This is a genomic window from Dictyoglomus thermophilum H-6-12, assembly GCF_000020965.1.
Classification (GTDB): domain Bacteria; phylum Dictyoglomota; class Dictyoglomia; order Dictyoglomales; family Dictyoglomaceae; genus Dictyoglomus; species Dictyoglomus thermophilum.
This window is the reverse complement of record NC_011297.1, coordinates 75,140-94,039: the sequence shown is the minus strand read 5'-3', so window position 1 is coordinate 94,039 and position 18,900 is coordinate 75,140. Positions and strand designations below refer to the sequence as shown.

Here is an 18,900-nt window from a genome sequence, read left to right as displayed (position 1 = left end):
TCACCTCTAAACATAAATTTCTTCTATATTCTAACACATGATAAAATAAGATATGACTGTAAAGCTTACCTTTTATGATGGGGTAAACTGTATAGGGGGAAATAAAATACTCTTAGAAGATGGAGAATATGCTATATTTTTGGATTTTGGTATTAATTTTAATGAAGAAAACAAATATTTCGATGAATTTCTAAAACCAAGACAAATATTTGGAATTTATGATCTCCTACACTTAAATCTTCTTCCTCCCTTGAAAGGTCTTTACAGAGAGGATTTAGAACTTCCTAATATATGGGAAAATTTTGAGGGGCATTTTCTTTACAGAAAAGTAGAACCCATTGCCATATTAATATCTCATGCCCATCTTGACCATTTAGGCTATCTACCATATATAACTCACCAAGTTCCGGTGATAACTTCTCTAACTTCCGCCCTCATAATTAAAAGCTTAGAAGACACAAGCAAAAATCTCTCTGACCTATGCTTTGTAAAACTTAAAAATGAAAGGGATGGAATTTTAAAAGCAGAAGAAAATATTATTTTTCAGAGAAAATATATTACATATTCAGAAAACCATAGTGATAAGGTATTCGAATTCTGGAAAAGAATAGAGAGAAAAAGGATAAACGAACTTCACGAAAACCCATTAGAAGTTAAAAACCAAAATTTAAAGATTGATCCCTTTGAAATTATGTTTTTCCCTGTAGACCATTCCATACCAGGAGCTGGAAGTTTTGCTATAAAAACCTCCTCAGGGTGGATTGTATATACAGGAGATCTAAGACTCCACGGAAGAAATGGTCATCTCACAAAAGAATTTATTAATAAACTAAAACATATTGATGTAAAAGTACTCATATGTGAAGGAACTCACCCTAACATAGAAAAAATTTACACTGAAGATGATGTGAAAGAAAAAGCATTAGAAATAGTTAAATCTTGCCATCACTATGTGATTGCTGACTTTGGACCTCGAAATATTGATAGATTAATGAGCTTCTTAGAGATAGGAAAAGAAACAGGAAGAAGATTGGTTTTAACCCTAAAAGACATATATCTCCTTGAAAGCCTATCTTTTATAGGATATCCAGATCCTAAAAGGGATGAATTCATAACCTTCTATGAAAAACCAAAGGGAAACTATGACCCTTGGGAGAAAAATCTATTAGAGAGATACAAAGATATTCCTGGAAAGGCTGTAAACTCTAAAGATATAAGAAAAAATCCACAAGATTACATCTTATGTATCTCCTATTACGATTTTCATCTTCTTTTGGACATATTACCTGACATGGGAGTATATATTTTCTCCTCAAGTGAAGCCTTTAACGAAGAAATGAAAATAGATCAACAAAAGATAGAAAATTGGCTGAAATACTTTAACTTAGAAATAAGAGGTAACCTTGTAGAAAAAAGGGAAGAATCACCTCTCCATGCCAGTGGACATATTCACGGAGATGGTCTTTTAGAATTAATTTCTAATGCAAAACCCGAAATATTGATACCTGTACATAGCGAAAAGGCTGATTTTTTTGAAAAATTTAAAGATATTTGTAAGATCATTTACCCTGAGAAAGGTAAAGTTATTTACATTGATTAAAGAATAATTGTATAGCTTTTAGGGTAGAATAATTTAATAGTAAGGTTTATTATTTTTGACAAAAAAAATACTTTGTGTTAAAATTAGCTGAAAAAATGGAGAAAACTGTGTCGGTACTTGGTTTTTTACTTGCATTTTCTGAACATCTGGATAGTCAGCTGCCTGAAAATCGGAGACATTCCTCTCGGGTAGCCAACATATCCCTCGCTATAGCGAACTATTTAAATCTTTCTGAAAAATCAAAATATGACCTCGTTATATCTGCTCTTTTACATGATGCAGGCAATGGAAATAAAAACCATAGTAACAATAATAACCACAAAGAAATTTCTGATCACGCTTTAAAAAGTAGTCTGTTTTTATCGGACATACCATTCTTAGAAAGAACAGCTACCATAATAAAATATCATCATTTTCCTTGGAATTTAGGAAAAGGTGAATTTTATCAGGATGAGAAGATTCCCATCGAAAGCCAAATATTAAATCTTGCAGAACATATAGATGAAAGTTATGACAAAAGTAAATATATACTTAAGGAGAAAAATAAAATAATCAAAAAAATTAAAGAAAAAGGAGAGAAAATATTTAACCCTGATGTGCTCAATGCCTTCTATGATCTTTCCCAAAAAGAATCCTTCTGGTTTGAGATAAATTATGACGACATAACTCCCCAAAACTTTTCATGTGATATAAAGCTTGATATAGATTCCTTTTTGCTCCTCTCTAAAGCCATTGCAAGAATTGTGGATTACAGAAGTAAAATTCAGGTAAGACATTCAAGGAATGTAGCAAATATAGCATCCTTTTTGGCAGGAAATTTAGGTTTTAATGATGAAAAAATAAAAAGAATAAGAATATCAGGGTATTTACATGATATTGGAAAAGTAGCTTTATCTTCAGAAATTCTACTTAAAGGTGACAAATTAACAAGAAGAGAGATTGAATACATAAAAGTACATCCCTTTAAAACTTTTGTAACTCTTAAAAAATCTGTGCCTTTTGAAGATATAATAATATGGTCTTCCTACCATCATGAAAAATTAAACGGAAAAGGATATCCCTTTAGATTAAAGGGAAATGAAATTCCTACTGAAGCAAGAGTTGTAGCTATTGCAGATATATACTCTGCTCTTTTAGAGGATAGACCTTATAGAAAAGGAATCTCTGAAGCAAGAGCCATAAATTATATGAGAAAACTTGCAAGAGAAGGCTATATTGACAAAGAAATTTTTGGGGTTCTTTACGAAAACCGAGAAGAACTAAAATCAGTCATAAGATTATAACTTCTTAAAAACTTGATAAATACCACATTTAAGATACAAAGACTCAGGATGAGATAAAAGAATAGGATGATCTTTTGCTTGATATCGAAACTCTACCAGACGAAGAAGCCTATTGGCATCAAAACTTGCAGACTCTATAACCTTTTCAAAAAGCTCCCTAGTAACATGCTGAGAACAAGAACAAGTAATCAAAAATCCACCATCTCTAATTATCTTCATAGCCCTTAAATTTATCTCCTTATAACCTCTCAAAGCACCATCAAGATTTTTGGAGGATTTGGCAAAAGCAGGAGGATCAAGAATAACCACATCAAAGGTTTTTCCCTCTTTATGAAATCTCCTTAAAAGATCAAAAGCATTCTCTTCAATAAACTCTATTTTATCAATAAATCCATTAATTTTAGCATTCTCCTTTGCCATTTCTAAAGCAGTACTAGAAGAATCTACTGCTATAACTTTACTCGCCCCATATTTTAATGCATGAAGAGAAAATCCTCCTGTATAACAAAAAACATCAAGAACCTCTGCTCCATCTACCAATCCTTTTAAACTCGCTCTATTTTCTCTCTGATCCAAGAAATATCCTGTCTTTTGCCCATTTTCCACATCCACAATCATCTTTACCCCATTCTCTAATATCTCCACCTTTGTATCAAATCTCCCCTTCAAAAAACCCTTAACCTGAGGAAGTCCTTCTAATTCTCTTACCGAAACATCATTTCTCTCATATATCCCTATAGGATTAAAAATCTCATCTAATACCTCCACAATAACCTCTTTGAATCTATCTATACCAAGAGCCAAAGTCTGAATCACAAGCACATCAGAAAACTTATCTACGATAAGTCCCGGAAGAAAATCTGCCTCTGCAAAAACTACTCTACAAGAATCTACATCTACAACCTTTTTTCTATATTCCCAAGCCTTAAGGATTCTTTCTCTAAAGAAATCTTTGTTTATTTCTTCTTCCTTTCTTGTAACCACCCTTACTCTAATCTTTGAATTAGGATTTATAAAGCCTCTTCCTATAAAACTCTTACTAGAATCATAAATATCCACCACATCCCCTGGAGAAAAATCCCCCTCAACCTTTAATATCTCATTGTCATAAATCCAGGGATTTCCCCTAACTATCTTTGTATGTACACCCTTTTTAAGCAAAACCTTAGCCCTTTCTGTCAAACTGACATCACCTCAAAAAGATTAATAATTAAGATTATATAAAAAGATTTAGTTATGGTGAAACAGAATTTTTAGTTCCAGGAGTGCAGTAAACCTCGAACCTTTTTCCTTGATTGTTATTTTCCCACGAAATAAATACACTGTAACAAAGTTTAGTTGAAGAAGAGACATTCTGGACATAATTATCTCCTCTTCTAAATAAACCAAGAAGTCCTAAATTTTTAATCTCAATAGAATAATATCTATCGAGAGAATAAGAAGTATAAGGATAGCCTCCTAAAGAAGGAGAATAATAAAAATAGTCAATAGTATAAGCCTTATTAGGAGTATTATACTCACTTCTTCTTTGTAAAAGAGTGATAGTAAAGGACGTATCAGGAAGATTTGTATAAGTAGGTGAAGCTAAAGATTGACCATTTGTCTTCATATAAATAATATTACTACTTAAGCCATAATACTGTTGTATATTTGCAGCAGAACTACTCACTACAGCATAGTCTCCTGGAGCAAGTGTCCATTTAGTCGAGTCGTAGATATAATTTGAAATTGAGGTTGAATAAACACAATAAGCATTATCCTTACTCCAATCTATAGTTAAATCTATAGAAGAGTATGTAGGATTATGAATCTCAATATATTCACGCTCGTTTTGATTTGTATTTGACCAACCCAAAATAACATAAGGACAAGGGAAATACATAACTTCAGTAATCACAAGCTTAGGGATTAAGCAATAGCAAACATAATCCACATTACCTTGACAACTAACAAAATTCAAATTCTGAGAATCTCCCCAATTATTAGGATCTTGAGAACTCCCCATCAAAGACTTTCTTACAAGAGAGTAATAGTCTCTATATTGTCCAGAAGTACTTTTAGGATAGCCGCCCCATGTATTAGAATATGAAACTTGATCTATCACATTACCTAAGCTATCCCTTATTGTTATCGTATTAGTACCCCAAGTAGGTAAGGCATTTCCACCTGTTCCTAAACCTGAGCTCGATGTTCTTATGTATGTAGCATACTGAGGTAAGGGGAAATAGTAGGTATCAATAAGATTTGATCCAGAGGATCCTATAACTGCTGATTTTCCTGGATAAAGAGTCCAAGTGCCACTCACCAGTGTAGAAAAGGCATTTCCATTTATACTCCATCCTCTAAGATCTACAGGACTATTTGAATTATTATATAAAACCACAAATTGACAATTGGAGGGAGTCGTTCTATCAGAATTTTTATCTCTATCTGGAGGATAATACATTATCTCCGTTATAACCACTCCTCCTGCCACCTTAGGCACTTCTGCCCTCAAAGCTATTGTACTTGACATATTTCTTCCATCAGCCATGGTTATAGTAAAAGTCACTACCCTTACATCATAGGCATTAGTAGTATAGGTAAGATCATCTTTCCTACCAGAGAATACAATTTCATTTATTGGGCCCGCAAGAATTTGTCCATCAACCCCAAAATATTTCTTCCCATCATTTCCTGTTATTAATGAATAAGTATGGGTTACCCCAGTACTAAGTTCTATAGTAAGGGTATAAGTACTTATTGATAAAACCCTTCTTCCCTGCCTTATATCTCGAGCAAGTCTATCCATTATCATATCAAGATTTGAGATAGATTCTCTTTCATCGGTTTTAAAGAGGAAAACATCGGTATATAGTGATAAAACATTGACTAACCCAAGGATAATTATCCCGATTATGAAAACGGTTATTAAAACCTCTATAAAACTTAAGCCTTTTAACCCATTTCTCATAATCTAATATATCCCTCTATAAAACCTTTTTTAATTATTATAACATTTAAAAAACAGAAATTTTACTCTCAATCTTTACTTTTTTAGTATTAAATTATATAATGAATAGCTGAAATAAAACAAAGATGGGAAAAGGAGGTTTAAAAAATGGCAAATCTAGTAACCTTTAAAGCAAAAGGACAATGGAAAGGCAATCTCAAAGTAGAGGTAGATATCAGAAACAAGTTCACAATCAACATGGATGAGCCACCCTCTCTTGGAGGTGAAGATACCGCTCCCAATCCTGTAGAAGTTGTTCTTGCTGCATTAATTGGATGTCTTGGAATTGTAATACCAGTGGTAGCAAAAGAAAAGAACATACCCTTAAACAGTATAGAGATTGAAACCGAAGGAGATTTAGATCCAAGAGGATTTATGGGAGATCCTACAGTTAGAGCAGGATATCAAGAGGTAAGGGCAAAAGTTAAAATCAATGCCCCTGTAGAGAGAGAAAAAATTGAAGAACTAATGAAAGAAGTAGAAAGAAGATGTCCTGTCTCCGATATAATAAGAAATCCCGTAAATCTTAAAATCAGCTTAGAGTAAACTAAAGGCAGTCCTGATGTATGTTGGTATCAGGACTGCCTTAACCTCAAAACCTCATAACTTATTACTTTCTCTTTCCCTAAAATATCCCCACAAATCCTTATAGTGTTTGTATAAGATAATAGCAAAATTTCCTATATAAAAAAGAAGAAGATGAAGATCTTTAAAACCTGATAAAAAGATTTTGTAAAGCACATAAGGTAAGAGAAAAATATATCCAAGAAAAACCCTATAGGCATCTTCTCCCACGGTGGTACCTTTTGGTCTTATGAGAGTAAAAATAGTAAAAACAGTTCCAAGGATTGTTGGAGCCTCCCACTTAGTAAGAACAGACCAAGCTCCAAAAGAAACAGCTACTGCTTTACCACCTTTAAATCCCAACATAGGAGAGAAAGCATGCCCCATAACTCCAGAAAGAGCAGATAAAGCAATAATCAAATTATCCTTGACAATTCCCAAGGATATAAAAATCGCAAGAGGAAAAACCCCTTTAAGATAGTCAAGTAGTAGTGCCAAAACTCCATACTTCCAACCTAATGCTCTCCATAAATTAGAAGCCCCTGGATTTCCATCTCGTATCTTCGAAAGATTTACCTTCATTATCCTTGCTATAATGTAAGAGTACATGATGGAGCCTGAGAGAAATTGTAATAATATCACTAAAAGATTAACCCACACGAATTTTTCTCCCCTTCCATACTACAGTCTTAACAAAAAATACTCTTAAAATTGAATAAGTAAATACTAAGAGAAAAAACAAAAAATGTAATGGATAAAAAAGAAAATCATACCACTTATAGTCTCCAAGTCTTCTCTGAATGACCGAAAATTGTATAGCGTAGAGAATATACAAAAAATTAAAAATCGTGTTTCTAAAATAAAAAATACTTCCATATACTCCAGTCATGTAAAGAAAAATTAGAAGAAAATTAACAATATTGATAGAAAAAGCACCCTTTGCCATATTTTTGCTAAATCCTTGAAATAGATCTTTAATCCCATGAGGATACATTCGAAACTTAATGTATTCTCCTCCCAAAAAATTGTTTACAGAAATACCCTCTTCTAAACATTTTTTAGCAAACTCCATATCCTCTACTATCTTATTCCTAACTTCCTTATGTCCTCCTATCCTTTCATAATCCTTTCTCGAAATCATCATGGCTGGACCAAAAGCTCCCTCTTTTTTACCTAAAAACGCCATAGAAAATACAGAGACTAAATTGAAAGCAAAATTTAGATGTTCATAGAATTTTTCAAATCTCTGATAAGGCCAACAGGAAATTAAACCCCCATACCTCTCATAACTACTTAGCATTACCTCTATAAACTCACTACTCGGCTCTACATCGGCATCTAAAAATAATAAAATGTCCCCTCTCGACTCTAAATATCCATTCCATATCGCCCAGTTCTTTCCTACCCACCCCTCAGGTGGTTCCTCATATAACGATATCACCCTCGCTCCATTCCTCTCACCTACTCCCTCTGTATCATCTTCCGAATTGTCATTCACTACTATTACTTCATAAGGCTTATAAGTCTGCTTTTTTAATAAAGAAAGTAATTTACCTAAATTCTCCTCTTCATTCCTCGCTGGAATTATCACCGAAGTTTTATAATCCCCTGAAATTTCCCCTTCCCTCTTGAGAAATCTCAGATTCCTGTAATATATCCAACCTATAAGCCAAGAAAATAAAAACAAAATAATTCTCATTTAAAAAAATTATATCAAAAAATTTTTTTGTACTTTCTTATTGCTAATTCTTTTTGAGCATAAAAATCAACCATGGGAGTATAATATTTCAGCTTGTACTTCAAAGGATCATGTATTTTTCTACAATCTTCATCCTTTAATTCAGGAAGATATTTTTTAATAAATTCACAATAAGGATCAAATTTTGAGGATTGTATCATAGGATTAAAAATCCTTAGAGGTCTTGGATCTGCACCTACCGAAGCAGACCACTGCCAATTTTGAATATTAAGAACCTCATCATAATCTACCAGATAATCCTTAAAAAACTCCTCTCCTATTCTCCAATCATGAAGAAGAGTTTTTGTAAAGAAAGAAGCTAAGATCATTCTTAACCTATTATGTAACCAACCCTCAGTCTTAAGGCACCTAATACCTGCATCTACTATAGGATATCCTGTCTCAGCATTCTCAAATTTCCTAATCCAATCTTCTCGATATAACCACTCTATATTTCTTGTTTTTTCTTGAAACTCTAAATTTCTTGTCTCTGGAAAATGCATTCTAATGTGATACCAAAACTCACGAAAAGCAAGCTCCCTTAGAAATTGAGAACTCTTAGAATTTTTAACCTTCTCGTAAACATCATAGATAGAAATAACTCCATAGTTTATATAAGCTGAAAGTTTTGAAGTTCCATCACAGTACAACAAATCTCTTTTCTCATCATAAACATCAAAATCAAAACTCTCTAACCTTTTAAATCCCCACTCTATTAAATCTAATCTTACTTTTTTAGAAAATTCAAAATCTTCAAATTTACTCAATTCTAAAATAGGAGTATTCAACTTTGAAAAATTAAAATCTTTTCTTCTTATCTCACCCAAATAAGCTGACCACTTTTTAAAAAAAGGAGTAAAAACTTTAGTTTGTGAGATTAAATTAGGAGAGACTAAAAAATTACCCTCAAAAAACCTCAGTTCAATTCCCTTTTCTCTACAGAAATTTCTTAAAAGTTTTTCTTTCTCTTCAAAACTCCATAAGTAATCTTTACTAAGATAAATTGCATCAAATCCAATCTTCTCCCTTAAAAACTCAAAAGTCTCCTCGTTAAAGCCCCTCTCAACTAAGTACAAAAAAGAGCCTAACTTATTTAGCTCAAAATTTACATAACCTAATGCAGATATTACAAATTCAAAACTATATTTATTAAAGTTATGTCTTTCTAAAATATACAAGGGAACAATTTCTTTAGAATCCTCACAAGCCTTGATAAATGCAGTATTGTCTTTTATTCTCAAATCTCTATAAAATAAAAATAAGACTCTATTAAACACTTTTGCAAAGGTTTATGCATTTGCAAAAACTTTTAGAAGTTCATTTCTATGAGAATATGCTATTATTCCAAAATTCCCAAGATAAAGAAGAAGTATATAAAGATGTCCTGTAAAGACTTTATATACAACATAAGGAATAAGACACAAAAATCCATAAAGAACTTTCAAAGCATCCTCCTCAGGAGTTGCACCATGCATCTTAGCAAGATTAAATATGAACATAGAAAGGCCTAAAAAAAGGGGTCCCTCAAGCCCTGTTACTACCGTCCATGCCCCAAAAGAAACTGCAACCCCTTTTCCGCCTTTCCCTCCCATAAAAGGAGAAAATACATGGCCAAATATTCCTGCAAGAGCAGATACTGTAATAAGCCACTTATCTTTTATATCCTTATATCTCACAAACCAAAGAAGAGGATAAATACCTTTAAAATAGTCAAGAAGCGCTCCTATCAAACCTATTTTCCAGTTAGTAGAAATCCATAAGTTGTAAGCTCCCGGATTTCCATCCCTTACTTTTCTCAAATCTATGTTTAAAAGTTTTGCAATAAGATAGGAATACATAATGGATCCTGAAAGAAATTGCAAAAAAATAATTATAACTTTATCCCACATTTATTTTTCTCCCCTTCCATGAGACTGATTTAAAAAGAAAAGTTTTTATCGAAGAATATATCAAAACCGCAATAAAGAACATAAAATGAATAGGATATATTACTGAGTCTATCAGATTGTAATCTCCTAACCTACGAGTCATTACATAAAACTGAAAAGAAAACAAAAGATAATACAAATTTATAGGATTTTCAAAAGCAAAACTCCCAAAAACCCCATAAAACCATATTAGGAGATACAAAAACTTACTAAAACTAAGAGACATAACTCCTTGAGAGGAATTTTTAGAGAATCCCTCAATAAGATCCATCAACCCTTTAGGATACATCCTAAATTTAATATACTCTCCCCCCAAAAAATTGTTTACTGGAATACCCTTTTTTATACAAAGATTTCCAAAATGAAGATCTTCAACCACCTTATCCTTAACCTCTTTATGTCCTCCTACTCTTTCATAATCCTCCCTCGAAATCATCATGGCTGGACCAAAAGCTCCCTCTTTTTTAATAGCACACATAGTGATTACAGCTCCGATGTTAAAGATAAAATTTAGATGTTCATAGAATTTTTCAAATCTCTGATAAGGCCAACAGGAAATTAAACCCCCATACCTCTCATAACTACTTAGCATTACCTCTATAAACTCACTACTCGGCTCTACATCAGCATCTAAAAATAATAAAATGTCCCCTCTCGACTCTAAATATCCATTCCATATCGCCCAGTTCTTACCTACCCACCCCTCAGGTGGTTCCTCATATAACGATATCACCCTCGCTCCATTCCTCTCACCTACTCCCTCTGTATCATCCTCTGAATTGTCATTCACTACTATTACTTCATAAGGCTTATAAGTCTGATTTTTTAATAAAGAAAGTAATTTACCTAAATTCTCCTCTTCATTCCTCGCTGGAATTATCACCGAAATTTTATAATCCCCTGAAATTTCCCCTTCCCTCTTGAGAAATCTCAGATTTCTGTAATATATCCAACCTATAAGCCAAGATAAAAAGTATAAAACCCCTCTCATTTGACTTTTATTATACCATAATAAAAAAGGCTCTCTCCCTTTTGAGGAGAGAGAGCCCTAAAAGGATATTCAGTTAAATTTACTTATAAGCTTTTCGCATTATCTCTACAACTTCTTCAAAACTTAACTTATACCTATCCATTTCAAAGAGTCCGCCCATAGTCTCCATAGCATTCTTAGCCAATTTCTCAATTTCATCTTCCTTTATACCATAGTCAGACATCTTCAAATTTGCCACTCCACACTCTTCTTGAAGCTTTTTCAGTGCTTTAACAAAAGCAAAAGGTCTCTCCTCTTCAGGAAGAGAATCCACATCAACACCCATTGCCCTTGCAAGGTTTATATACCTTTCAGGAATCTTTGAGGCAAAGAAGGTATGATAAGCCTCTGAAAGCATAATCAATCCTGCCCCATGGGGAAGCTCTGGATGAAAAGCAGAAAGAGCATGCTCCATAGAATGCTCCGAAGTACAGCTTGATGTACTTTCTACAAATCCTGAAAGGGTATTAGCAAGAGCCACATAAGTTCTTGCAGTAAGATCGCTACCATTTTTTACACAAACAGGTAAATATTTAGCAATCAATTCTACACTCTTTAAAGCATAAAGATCACTCACTGGAGTTGCAATATTTGCAATATAGCCCTCTACTGCATGGAAAAAGGCATCAAATCCTTGATAGGCAGTAAGATGAGGGGGAACACTCAACATAAGTTCAGGATCTACAATGGACAAAGTAGGAAAAGTATATTCATTACCATACCCGATTTTCTCATTAGTTTCCTCATTGGTTATTACTGTCCATGGATCTGCCTCAGTTCCTGTACCTGCTGTAGTGGTTATAGCCACAATAGGTAAAGCTCCTTTTTCTGGCTTTTTACCTTTTCCAGTACCACCTACAATATAATCCCAATAGTCACCATCATTCTTTGCCATCAACGCAATACTCTTTGCTGAATCAATACTACTTCCTCCTCCAAGTCCAATTACAAAATCACATTTCTCTTCTCTTGCAATTTGAGCACCTTCCATTACATGCTTCTTAATAGGATTGGGAAGAATTTTATCAAAAACTACATATTCTACACCTTTACTTTTTAGAATATCTGTAAGCCTATCAAGATAACCAAGTCTTTTCATGGAACCCCCAGCAGAAATAACTATAAGTGCTTTCCTACCAGGGAGCTTTTCTTCTCTTAATTTTTCTAAGCTTCCTGGACCAAACCATATCTTAGTAGGAATAAAATAGGAGAAATTTAAATTTTCTTTCATTCTTTCACCTCCAAAATAATTCTCTATATAATCCTAATTTATAATTATACTACTTAAAAAAATAAAAAAATCAAAAATACTTTTCTTCTAAAAGTAGAGGGACAAGAGTTGTCCAAAATACCCCTTATACTGAAAAAGACTATAGACTAAAGAGAATTTTTAGAAGTAAAATAAAAAAAACAAAAGGGGGGATTTTAGAATTGAGAATAAAAGTAACCTTAGAAGGGGATCTACTTCCTATTGATTATCGTAACCACTTTATGAGCTTTATAAAAGAAGCACTAAAAGCAACAGATTTTGGAAAAGAATATTTCAAGAAAATCTACCAATATGAAGAGGAAGGAGAAATAAAAAACAACAAAGCAGGAAAACCCTTTTGCTTTGCAGTAAGATTCCTACATGACAAAGAGGAATTCAAGAAAGATAAGGATGTTTTATATATCAAAAGCCCTATAGAACTTTATATTTCAAGTGTAGATTATGAATTTTTAATAAACCTCTATAATGGTCTTTTGAGCAAAAAACTATATCCTTTTAAGATGGGGCTTGGAGGAATCTCCAAAAGAAACAATATTATACTTCTTCGAGAAAGAAAAATAAAAGAAGATAAAGTGATATTTAAAACTCTCTCTCCCATACTTATAGAGGATAAAAATGATAAACCACTTCTTCCTATAGATGTAGAGAATAATCAACCTTTACCTGAAGAAAGCGAAAAATTTGTTTACTTTTTAAAAGAACTTAATTATATCTCTGACTCCATATTGAAAAGTATAAGAGGACAAGGATTAAAAATAGGACTCAAATTTAAACCTTTAAAGGTCAGAAAAGAAGTTGTCAAACATAGAGTAAGGGAAAAGAATATAGAGCCAAAGCTTTATACCTTTACTTGCTTCTCTGGAACTTTTGAGCTTTCTGGAGATCCGGAAGATTTAAACTGGTTATATCAACTGGGAATGGGACTACGAAGAGCTCAGGGCTTTGGTATGGTGGAGGTGGTATGAAGTGGAAAGAGTCTACCTCTCGGACTGGCTTTTTAATGCAGGTATAATTGGTTTCTTATCAATCTTGTTTGAAGGAAAAGAAGATTTAAAAGAGGGAGAAAATACCTTCTCTAATGGGAAAAATATTTATATAGGAAAAAACTATATAGAATTTGAAAGAGAAGTATTGGAAGGTTTTTCAGATAAGTATTTCAATTCTGCATATGAGAGGTATAGAAGAACCGATAGATTCATAGATTATTGTAGGGAAATATTAGAAGATATAAAAAAAGAAACATTATATAAGGACATAGAAAAAAGTTATGAAGAGCTCAAAAATCGAATAGACAACTTCTCAAAACTTAAGGATTTCTTAAAGAAAGATTTTCAGTTACCTCCTCTAAATGAGGTTAAAAGAAATCCTGAATTATTTAGAGAATATATATTAAAAGTTTTAGAAGTTGCTGAGAAAAACAAACAAATCCTTATAGAGAATGATGTAAAGATATACTTAGGAAAGATATATGGTCAAAAAAGCTTCCTAAATAGAACAATTACTTCCAACTATAAGAATAAATTTAAAGAAGACTTCGAAGATAAAATAATAAACGATACAAAAAAAATTAAAAGATCTATTCTATGTATAAACTGTGGTGAAAGATATGCTAAAAAGGATACAAGTTTTGATACAGGGATCTCTCCTTTTACAGGAGTAAACACCGATGCACTAAACTTTTTTTGGAATTTTAACGCAAAACTTCCTTTATGTGAAATATGTGAATTAATATACTTTTGTACTTTTAGAGGCTTTACTGAATCTGTATTAGAAAATAAGTATTTCTTTGTAAATAGCGATACTTCAGTAATTGATCTTTACAAAAAGAATTTACTATTACAAGAAAAGCTTAAAAAGAATCTCACTGAAAATATTTTTGTAGAATTTTTCAGCGAACTACTACTACGGGAGGAATATGAAAAAAGTACTCATAGACTACAAGGTATAGCTTTTATAGAAATTGACTTAACTAATAAAGACGTACTTCCAAAAGTTTTTTCTTTTAACATAAGCAGAGCAAAGGCTGAATTTCTAAAAGAGCATGCTGAAAAAAACTTTAAAAATCTTATTAATATAAGATATAGTATTAAAAGATATAGTATTAAAGATAGTATTAAAGAGATAATCAAAAACGTAACTTTAGAATTCTTAGAGAAAATTCTCTCTAATACTTTAAGTTACGGTTATTTAAGCTTTTTAGAGTACCTTCTTTTAGAAAGTATAAAGGGGAATAAAGATGTTAAAACCTACTACTCTCCAATACATTTAAACATCTTAAACATAATAATTGAGGATTACATCCAAAAATTTAAAAAATATGAAAGGGGTGAAAAAATGAGTTCTAAAAATGAAGAACAACTTTGGTTTATGTTCAAGAAGGGAGAAGAAATAGCTAATAAACTCATTTCTGAAAACTCTGAAAATAAAATTCCATCTCTGACTTACAAACTTCTTTCTTGTCTAAGAACAGAAGATGTACATAGTTTTATGAACATCATATTAAGGCTCTACATGACTTATTCTCTCGAAGTTCCTTCTTTACTTGTCAAAGCTCTTAATGAGAAAGATCTCTTTCTTGCTTATGGATATAGTTTTGTAAATGGACTTTTATCCAAATATACTTCCCAAAATAACGAAAACTAAAAGGAGGGGAAAAATATGAAAAAAGGTGGTTTAACCCTAACCATAATTTTTGAGGCTATGAGCCTAAATTACGGTGAAGGAGTAGGAAATATCTCCGAATTAAAAAAATTAAGCAGAGAAGGATACAGTTTAACTTACATGTCTCGTCAGGCTTTAAGGTATGAGCTTTTTAAAACCCTTAAAAATATGTTTGGAATGCAAGATGCACCACTAACACCAACTAAGGAAAAAGGAGTTATTCAATTTAAAGAAGAAGCTAATATAAAAGATTATGAAGAGGTTGATTTCTTTGGATACATGAAAACATTAAAAGGAAAAGGAGCTTTAACCCGTTCTGCAGTAGTAAAATTTTCACCAGCAATCTCCTTAGAACCTTACTACAACGATCTAGAATTTGGATCTAATAAAAATTTTGCTGATAGATCAAATTCTGATCCTAACATTTTCCAACTTGAGCAACACTATTCTCTATATACCTATACTGTAACCATAGATCTAGACAGGTTAGGTAAAGATGAAAATGAAAACATAGAATTAGATAAAAAAACAAGAATTGAAAGAGCACAAAAAATCCTAGAAGCCTTAAAAGTTATGAATAGAGAAATTAAAGGACGTATAGAGAATTTAAACCCTATATTTGTAATTGGAGGAATATATCCAGTTAAGAATCCATTTTTCTTAAATAGAGTCAAAATTTGCTTAGACAGTTCTACCAAAAGATTCAAAATAAATACAGAATTAATTAATAGTGTTTTAAATATCAGTATTAATGGGATTTCGATTAAAGATTACACGCATATTGGTTTATTAAAAGGGTACTGGGAAAATGAAAAAGAATTTGAAAATGCAAAAGACATAAACACTTTCTTTAAAGACATAAAAGAAGGAGTACAAGAGTTCTATGAAAGTGCTTAAGTTAAAGGTGTATCAACAGTTCGCCAATTATAGAAAGCCTCTATCTTACAGTTTTATAGATACTTTTCCTCTTCCAACTTATTCCAATATAAGAGGTTGGATTCATAGAATCTTACAAGCTCAAGAATATATTCCTCTCAGTATCTCTATACAAGGAACATATGAAAGCATAGTATACGACTTACAAACTTTCTATAAATTCGATAGACCTCGTCCTGAAAAAAAAGATTTAATATTTCTTCCAGAATACAAAAAAACTATAGTCAAATCTCCCTTCTATGTTGCAAATCTACAGAATGTATCTCTAATTCTACATATTAATATGGAGTATAGTCTTTTAGAAAAAATAAAAACAATGTTGCTTGATACATTTCCTTCTATAGGAAGACATGAAGATATGGCACGGATTGACAAAATAGATTTCGTAGAAGTCAAAAGAAAGGACATTGGTATTGATTTCTATAAAATAAAGTATCCTATATATCTTAAGAAGGAAACTGCAGATAAATACAACCTAATTGGCATCAATTTCAAGATACCTTTCAAATACAGAATTGAAGAAAATTTGAGATATTTTGAAAAAATAGATGTAGTCTACATAGAAGAAGGAACACTTTTTGGCGAGGTAATTTTAGATTCCGAAGGAGACTTGGTAGAGCTGGTAGGTGATTTCCCTGGGGAATCTTGATATTGTTTATGCGAAAACATATTATGAAAACGGAAAGATCGTAGCAGAAACCCTAGAAGAGCATACTTCTTTACTTCTGAAAAATCTTGAACTATTAAAAGAGCGCTATTATGAAGAAATAAAAAGAGTACTTGAGAAAGAAAACTACAATTCAGAAAAGTTTTGGGAAATTCTAAAAATTGCAGCACTTTATCATGATCTAGGTAAAATAAATTCTTTATTTCAAAATAAAATTAGAGAACTTTTAGGAAAAGAAAAGATAGAGTCTAGATTTTCTCAAGAGATACCTCATAACTTCCTATCTCCAGCGCTTCTTCCTAAAGAGACATTATCTAAAAAAATCGCAGAATATGAAGACATATTTACACTCATATATGCAATAATATACCATCACTATAGAGATTTAGACTTTAATGAGGAATATTTTAAAGACTATATAAAAGAAGAAGTTCTAAATAAAGTAGATCACCTTTCTTGGGTAAAAAAGTATGATGAAAACTTTGGAAATAGTGAGAGTTTAGGAAATGAATATCTATGGTTACTCAGAGATCGAGGAAAAATCGAAAATTTAGAAAAGAAATTAAAATTCATCATGTTAAAAGGTCTTTTGTATAGATTAGACCATTCTTCATCAGCTCATGTAGAAATAGAAAAAGAAAGAATTAGAAATTGTGAAAAACTTTTAATTTCCTATTTAATTAAAAAACCAAATTCTATTGGTTTAAAACCATTTCAGAAAAAGGCTATTCACCTAAGAGACAAGAATATATTACTCGTTGCTCCCACAGGAAGCGGGAAAACAGAATTTGCAGTTAACTGGATAGGTAATGATAAAGCAGTTTATACTCTTCCTTTAAGAGTTTCTGTCAATGCTATGTATGAAAGACTAAAAGAGATTTTTGGAAAAGACAAAATAGGACTTTTACATGGTGACTGCGCCTATTATGGTCTTGATGAAATAAGAACATTAGAGAATGATTTTCAAGAACACTTACATCATGTAACTTCTTCTAGGCAACTATCCTATCCTATAACCGTTAGCACTGCGGATCAAATCTTTATATCTTTCTTCCACTTCCCTGGCTATGAAAAGATATTCTCTATTTTCCCATACACAAAAATAGTAGTAGATGAACCTCAAGCATATACTTCGGAATCCTTAGCTGTGATTGTGGAAGGCCTAAAAAGAATAGATAACGTAGGAGGGAAATTTTGCTTAATGAGTGCCACCTTTTATCCAATTTTAAGAAATGAATTACAAGATATTTCCGAAATTATAGAAGTTGAAGCCTCTAACAACTCCTCTCACTTTATAAGATATTATCCTGAGAAAGATATAGAAGACATGATTAGCGAAATAATTGAAAATTACAAGAAAGGAAAAAAAGTTTTAGTTATAACAAATACTGTGAAAAAGGCTCAAAGTATATATAACCTTTTACGTTCAAATAAAGAACTTAAAGTTAATCTTCTACATTCAAGGTTCATATGGAAAGACAGAAATATGAAAGAAAAACAAATTTTCCTAGATGAAAAATCCCATGCTCCATGTATATGGATTTCTACACAAATTGTAGAAGCATCACTAGACATAGATTTTGATATTCTATTTTCAGAACTTGCTCCTTTAGATACCTTAATACAAAGAATGGGAAGAGTATATAGAAAAAGAGAGTATTCAGAAGATATCCCTAATATTGTGATTGCTGGAAGTTTAGGAAAACCCTCAGGAAAAAGCCACGTCTACGATTCTGCATTAATTGATGCTACCCATAATATTCTTTCCGAGATTAACACAAAAAAGCTAGATGAAAGAATTAAAAAGATGTTAGTAGAAAGGCTATACTCTCTTGAACAATTAGCAAACACAAAGTATTACAAAAAATTTAGAGATTATCAAAAGTTGCTTAAATTGGAATATAAAGCAGAAAATAAACTAGAAGCCGAAAGAATTTTCAGAAGAATTTCTAATATAGAAGCAATTCCTGTAGAAGTTTATGAAAACAACAAAGAAAAATTATTGGAAATACAAGAAAAAATATACTCAAAAGACGCCCTGAAAAAACTCCAAGGGCTAAGAGAACTTAAAGATTTGACAGTAAATATTCCGTTGGAGATTAAAGATTATGCTCAAAATCTAATCTCCTTGGAGAAAGACTTAGAGCTAAGAATATTTTTAATAAATTTGAACTACGACACAGAATTAGGACTTCTACCAGACAAAAACACAGAAAATATAATTTAAAAAT

At 32.0% G+C, this 18,900-nt stretch carries 16 protein-coding genes; 8 read left to right on the top strand and 8 right to left on the bottom strand.

Going from position 1 to position 18,900, the window contains the following annotated elements; all coding sequences use genetic code 11:
* The first annotated feature begins 52 nt into the window (after positions 1 to 52).
* Both DICTH_RS00400 and DICTH_RS00395 read left to right on the top strand, forming a co-directional pair.
* The gene (locus DICTH_RS00400) at positions 53 to 1,600 is read left to right on the top strand and encodes an MBL fold metallo-hydrolase RNA specificity domain-containing protein (RefSeq protein WP_012547202.1); all 1,548 of its coding nucleotides are present in this window, start codon (positions 53 to 55) and stop codon (positions 1,598 to 1,600) included.
* Positions 1,601 to 1,695: 95 nt separating this feature from the next.
* The gene (locus DICTH_RS00395) at positions 1,696 to 2,883 is read left to right on the top strand and encodes an HD-GYP domain-containing protein (protein WP_236608269.1); all 1,188 of its coding nucleotides are present in this window, start codon (positions 1,696 to 1,698) and stop codon (positions 2,881 to 2,883) included.
* On the opposite strand, the gene DICTH_RS00390 is transcribed toward DICTH_RS00395, so the two are convergent.
* Positions 2,878 to 4,065, bottom strand: a complete 1,188-nt coding sequence (locus DICTH_RS00390) for a class I SAM-dependent rRNA methyltransferase (RefSeq protein ID WP_012548788.1) — start codon at positions 4,063 to 4,065, stop codon at positions 2,878 to 2,880. The genes DICTH_RS00395 and DICTH_RS00390 overlap by 6 nt on opposite strands.
* A gap of 52 nt (positions 4,066 to 4,117) precedes the next feature.
* Entirely contained in the window at positions 4,118 to 5,836 is a 1,719-nt protein-coding gene (locus DICTH_RS00385) for a lamin tail domain-containing protein (protein WP_012546930.1), read from the bottom strand.
* Positions 5,837 to 5,983: 147 nt separating this feature from the next.
* Here DICTH_RS00385 and DICTH_RS00380 point away from each other — a divergent pair, with 147 nt between their 5' ends.
* Positions 5,984 to 6,421, top strand: coding sequence for an OsmC family protein (locus DICTH_RS00380; RefSeq protein WP_012548018.1), 438 nt, complete (start codon positions 5,984 to 5,986; stop codon positions 6,419 to 6,421).
* A gap of 54 nt (positions 6,422 to 6,475) precedes the next feature.
* Here the strand turns inward: DICTH_RS00380 and DICTH_RS00375 are convergent, their stop codons facing one another.
* From DICTH_RS00375 to DICTH_RS00350, 6 genes are all read right to left on the bottom strand, one after another.
* Positions 6,476 to 7,099 carry a glycerol-3-phosphate acyltransferase gene (locus tag DICTH_RS00375; protein ID WP_012546892.1) on the bottom strand — a complete coding sequence of 208 codons (624 nt, stop codon included), beginning with the start codon at positions 7,097 to 7,099 and terminating at the stop codon, positions 6,476 to 6,478.
* Positions 7,089 to 8,030: a glycosyltransferase gene (locus DICTH_RS00370; RefSeq protein WP_236608268.1), complete on the bottom strand. Its 942-nt coding sequence runs from the start codon at positions 8,028 to 8,030 to the stop codon at positions 7,089 to 7,091. The genes DICTH_RS00375 and DICTH_RS00370 overlap by 11 nt, the downstream gene beginning before the upstream one ends.
* Positions 8,031 to 8,152: 122 nt before the next feature.
* Positions 8,153 to 9,454 carry a cryptochrome/photolyase family protein gene (locus DICTH_RS00365; RefSeq protein ID WP_012547182.1) on the bottom strand — a complete coding sequence of 434 codons (1,302 nt, stop codon included), beginning with the start codon at positions 9,452 to 9,454 and terminating at the stop codon, positions 8,153 to 8,155.
* Positions 9,455 to 9,466: 12 nt separating this feature from the next.
* A complete protein-coding gene (locus DICTH_RS00360; protein ID WP_012548500.1) occupies positions 9,467 to 10,066 on the bottom strand; it encodes a glycerol-3-phosphate acyltransferase in 600 nt (199 codons plus the stop codon).
* On the bottom strand, positions 10,056 to 10,988 hold the full coding sequence (locus tag DICTH_RS00355; RefSeq protein WP_236608267.1) for a glycosyltransferase: 933 nt from the start codon (positions 10,986 to 10,988) through the stop codon (positions 10,056 to 10,058). Before DICTH_RS00355 ends, DICTH_RS00360 begins: the two co-directional genes overlap by 11 nt.
* Positions 10,989 to 11,175: 187 nt before the next feature.
* A complete protein-coding gene (locus DICTH_RS00350; RefSeq protein ID WP_012547938.1) occupies positions 11,176 to 12,366 on the bottom strand; it encodes an iron-containing alcohol dehydrogenase in 1,191 nt (396 codons plus the stop codon).
* A 200-nt stretch (positions 12,367 to 12,566) separates the two neighbouring features.
* Between DICTH_RS00350 and cas6 the strand changes: the two genes are divergently transcribed.
* Genes cas6 through DICTH_RS00325 form a run of 5 tightly spaced genes read left to right on the top strand, consistent with a single transcriptional unit; the run spans position 12,567 to position 18,896 of the window.
* Complete coding sequence (gene cas6 / locus DICTH_RS00345) at positions 12,567 to 13,370, top strand: CRISPR-associated endoribonuclease Cas6 (protein WP_012548496.1); 804 nt, start codon at positions 12,567 to 12,569, stop codon at positions 13,368 to 13,370.
* Between the two features lies 1 nt (position 13,371).
* Complete coding sequence (gene cas8a1, locus DICTH_RS00340) at positions 13,372 to 15,048, top strand: type I-B CRISPR-associated protein Cas8b1/Cst1 (RefSeq protein ID WP_012548304.1); 1,677 nt, start codon at positions 13,372 to 13,374, stop codon at positions 15,046 to 15,048.
* Positions 15,049 to 15,063: 15 nt separating this feature from the next.
* Entirely contained in the window at positions 15,064 to 15,963 is a 900-nt protein-coding gene (cas7i, locus tag DICTH_RS00335; protein ID WP_012547637.1) for a type I-B CRISPR-associated protein Cas7/Cst2/DevR, read from the top strand.
* Positions 15,950 to 16,651: a type I-B CRISPR-associated protein Cas5b gene (gene cas5b, locus DICTH_RS00330; protein ID WP_012548486.1), complete on the top strand. Its 702-nt coding sequence runs from the start codon at positions 15,950 to 15,952 to the stop codon at positions 16,649 to 16,651. The genes cas7i and cas5b overlap by 14 nt, the downstream gene beginning before the upstream one ends.
* Positions 16,629 to 18,896, top strand: coding sequence for a CRISPR-associated helicase/endonuclease Cas3 (locus DICTH_RS00325; protein ID WP_012547914.1), 2,268 nt, complete (start codon positions 16,629 to 16,631; stop codon positions 18,894 to 18,896). Before cas5b ends, DICTH_RS00325 begins: the two co-directional genes overlap by 23 nt.
* The last annotated feature ends 4 nt before the right edge of the window (positions 18,897 to 18,900 follow it).

Coding starts and splice junctions, on each gene's coding strand:
- DICTH_RS00400 (WP_012547202.1), top strand. CDS start 53: ATGACTGTAAAGCTTACCTTTTATGATGGGGTAAACTGTATAGGGGGA.
- DICTH_RS00395 (WP_236608269.1), top strand. CDS start 1,696: ATGGAGAAAACTGTGTCGGTACTTGGTTTTTTACTTGCATTTTCTGAA.
- DICTH_RS00385 (WP_012546930.1), bottom strand. CDS start 5,836: ATGAGAAATGGGTTAAAAGGCTTAAGTTTTATAGAGGTTTTAATAACC.
- DICTH_RS00380 (WP_012548018.1), top strand. CDS start 5,984: ATGGCAAATCTAGTAACCTTTAAAGCAAAAGGACAATGGAAAGGCAAT.
- DICTH_RS00360 (WP_012548500.1), bottom strand. CDS start 10,066: ATGTGGGATAAAGTTATAATTATTTTTTTGCAATTTCTTTCAGGATCC.
- DICTH_RS00350 (WP_012547938.1), bottom strand. CDS start 12,366: ATGAAAGAAAATTTAAATTTCTCCTATTTTATTCCTACTAAGATATGG.
- cas7i (WP_012547637.1), top strand. CDS start 15,064: ATGAAAAAAGGTGGTTTAACCCTAACCATAATTTTTGAGGCTATGAGC.
- cas5b (WP_012548486.1), top strand. CDS start 15,950: ATGAAAGTGCTTAAGTTAAAGGTGTATCAACAGTTCGCCAATTATAGA.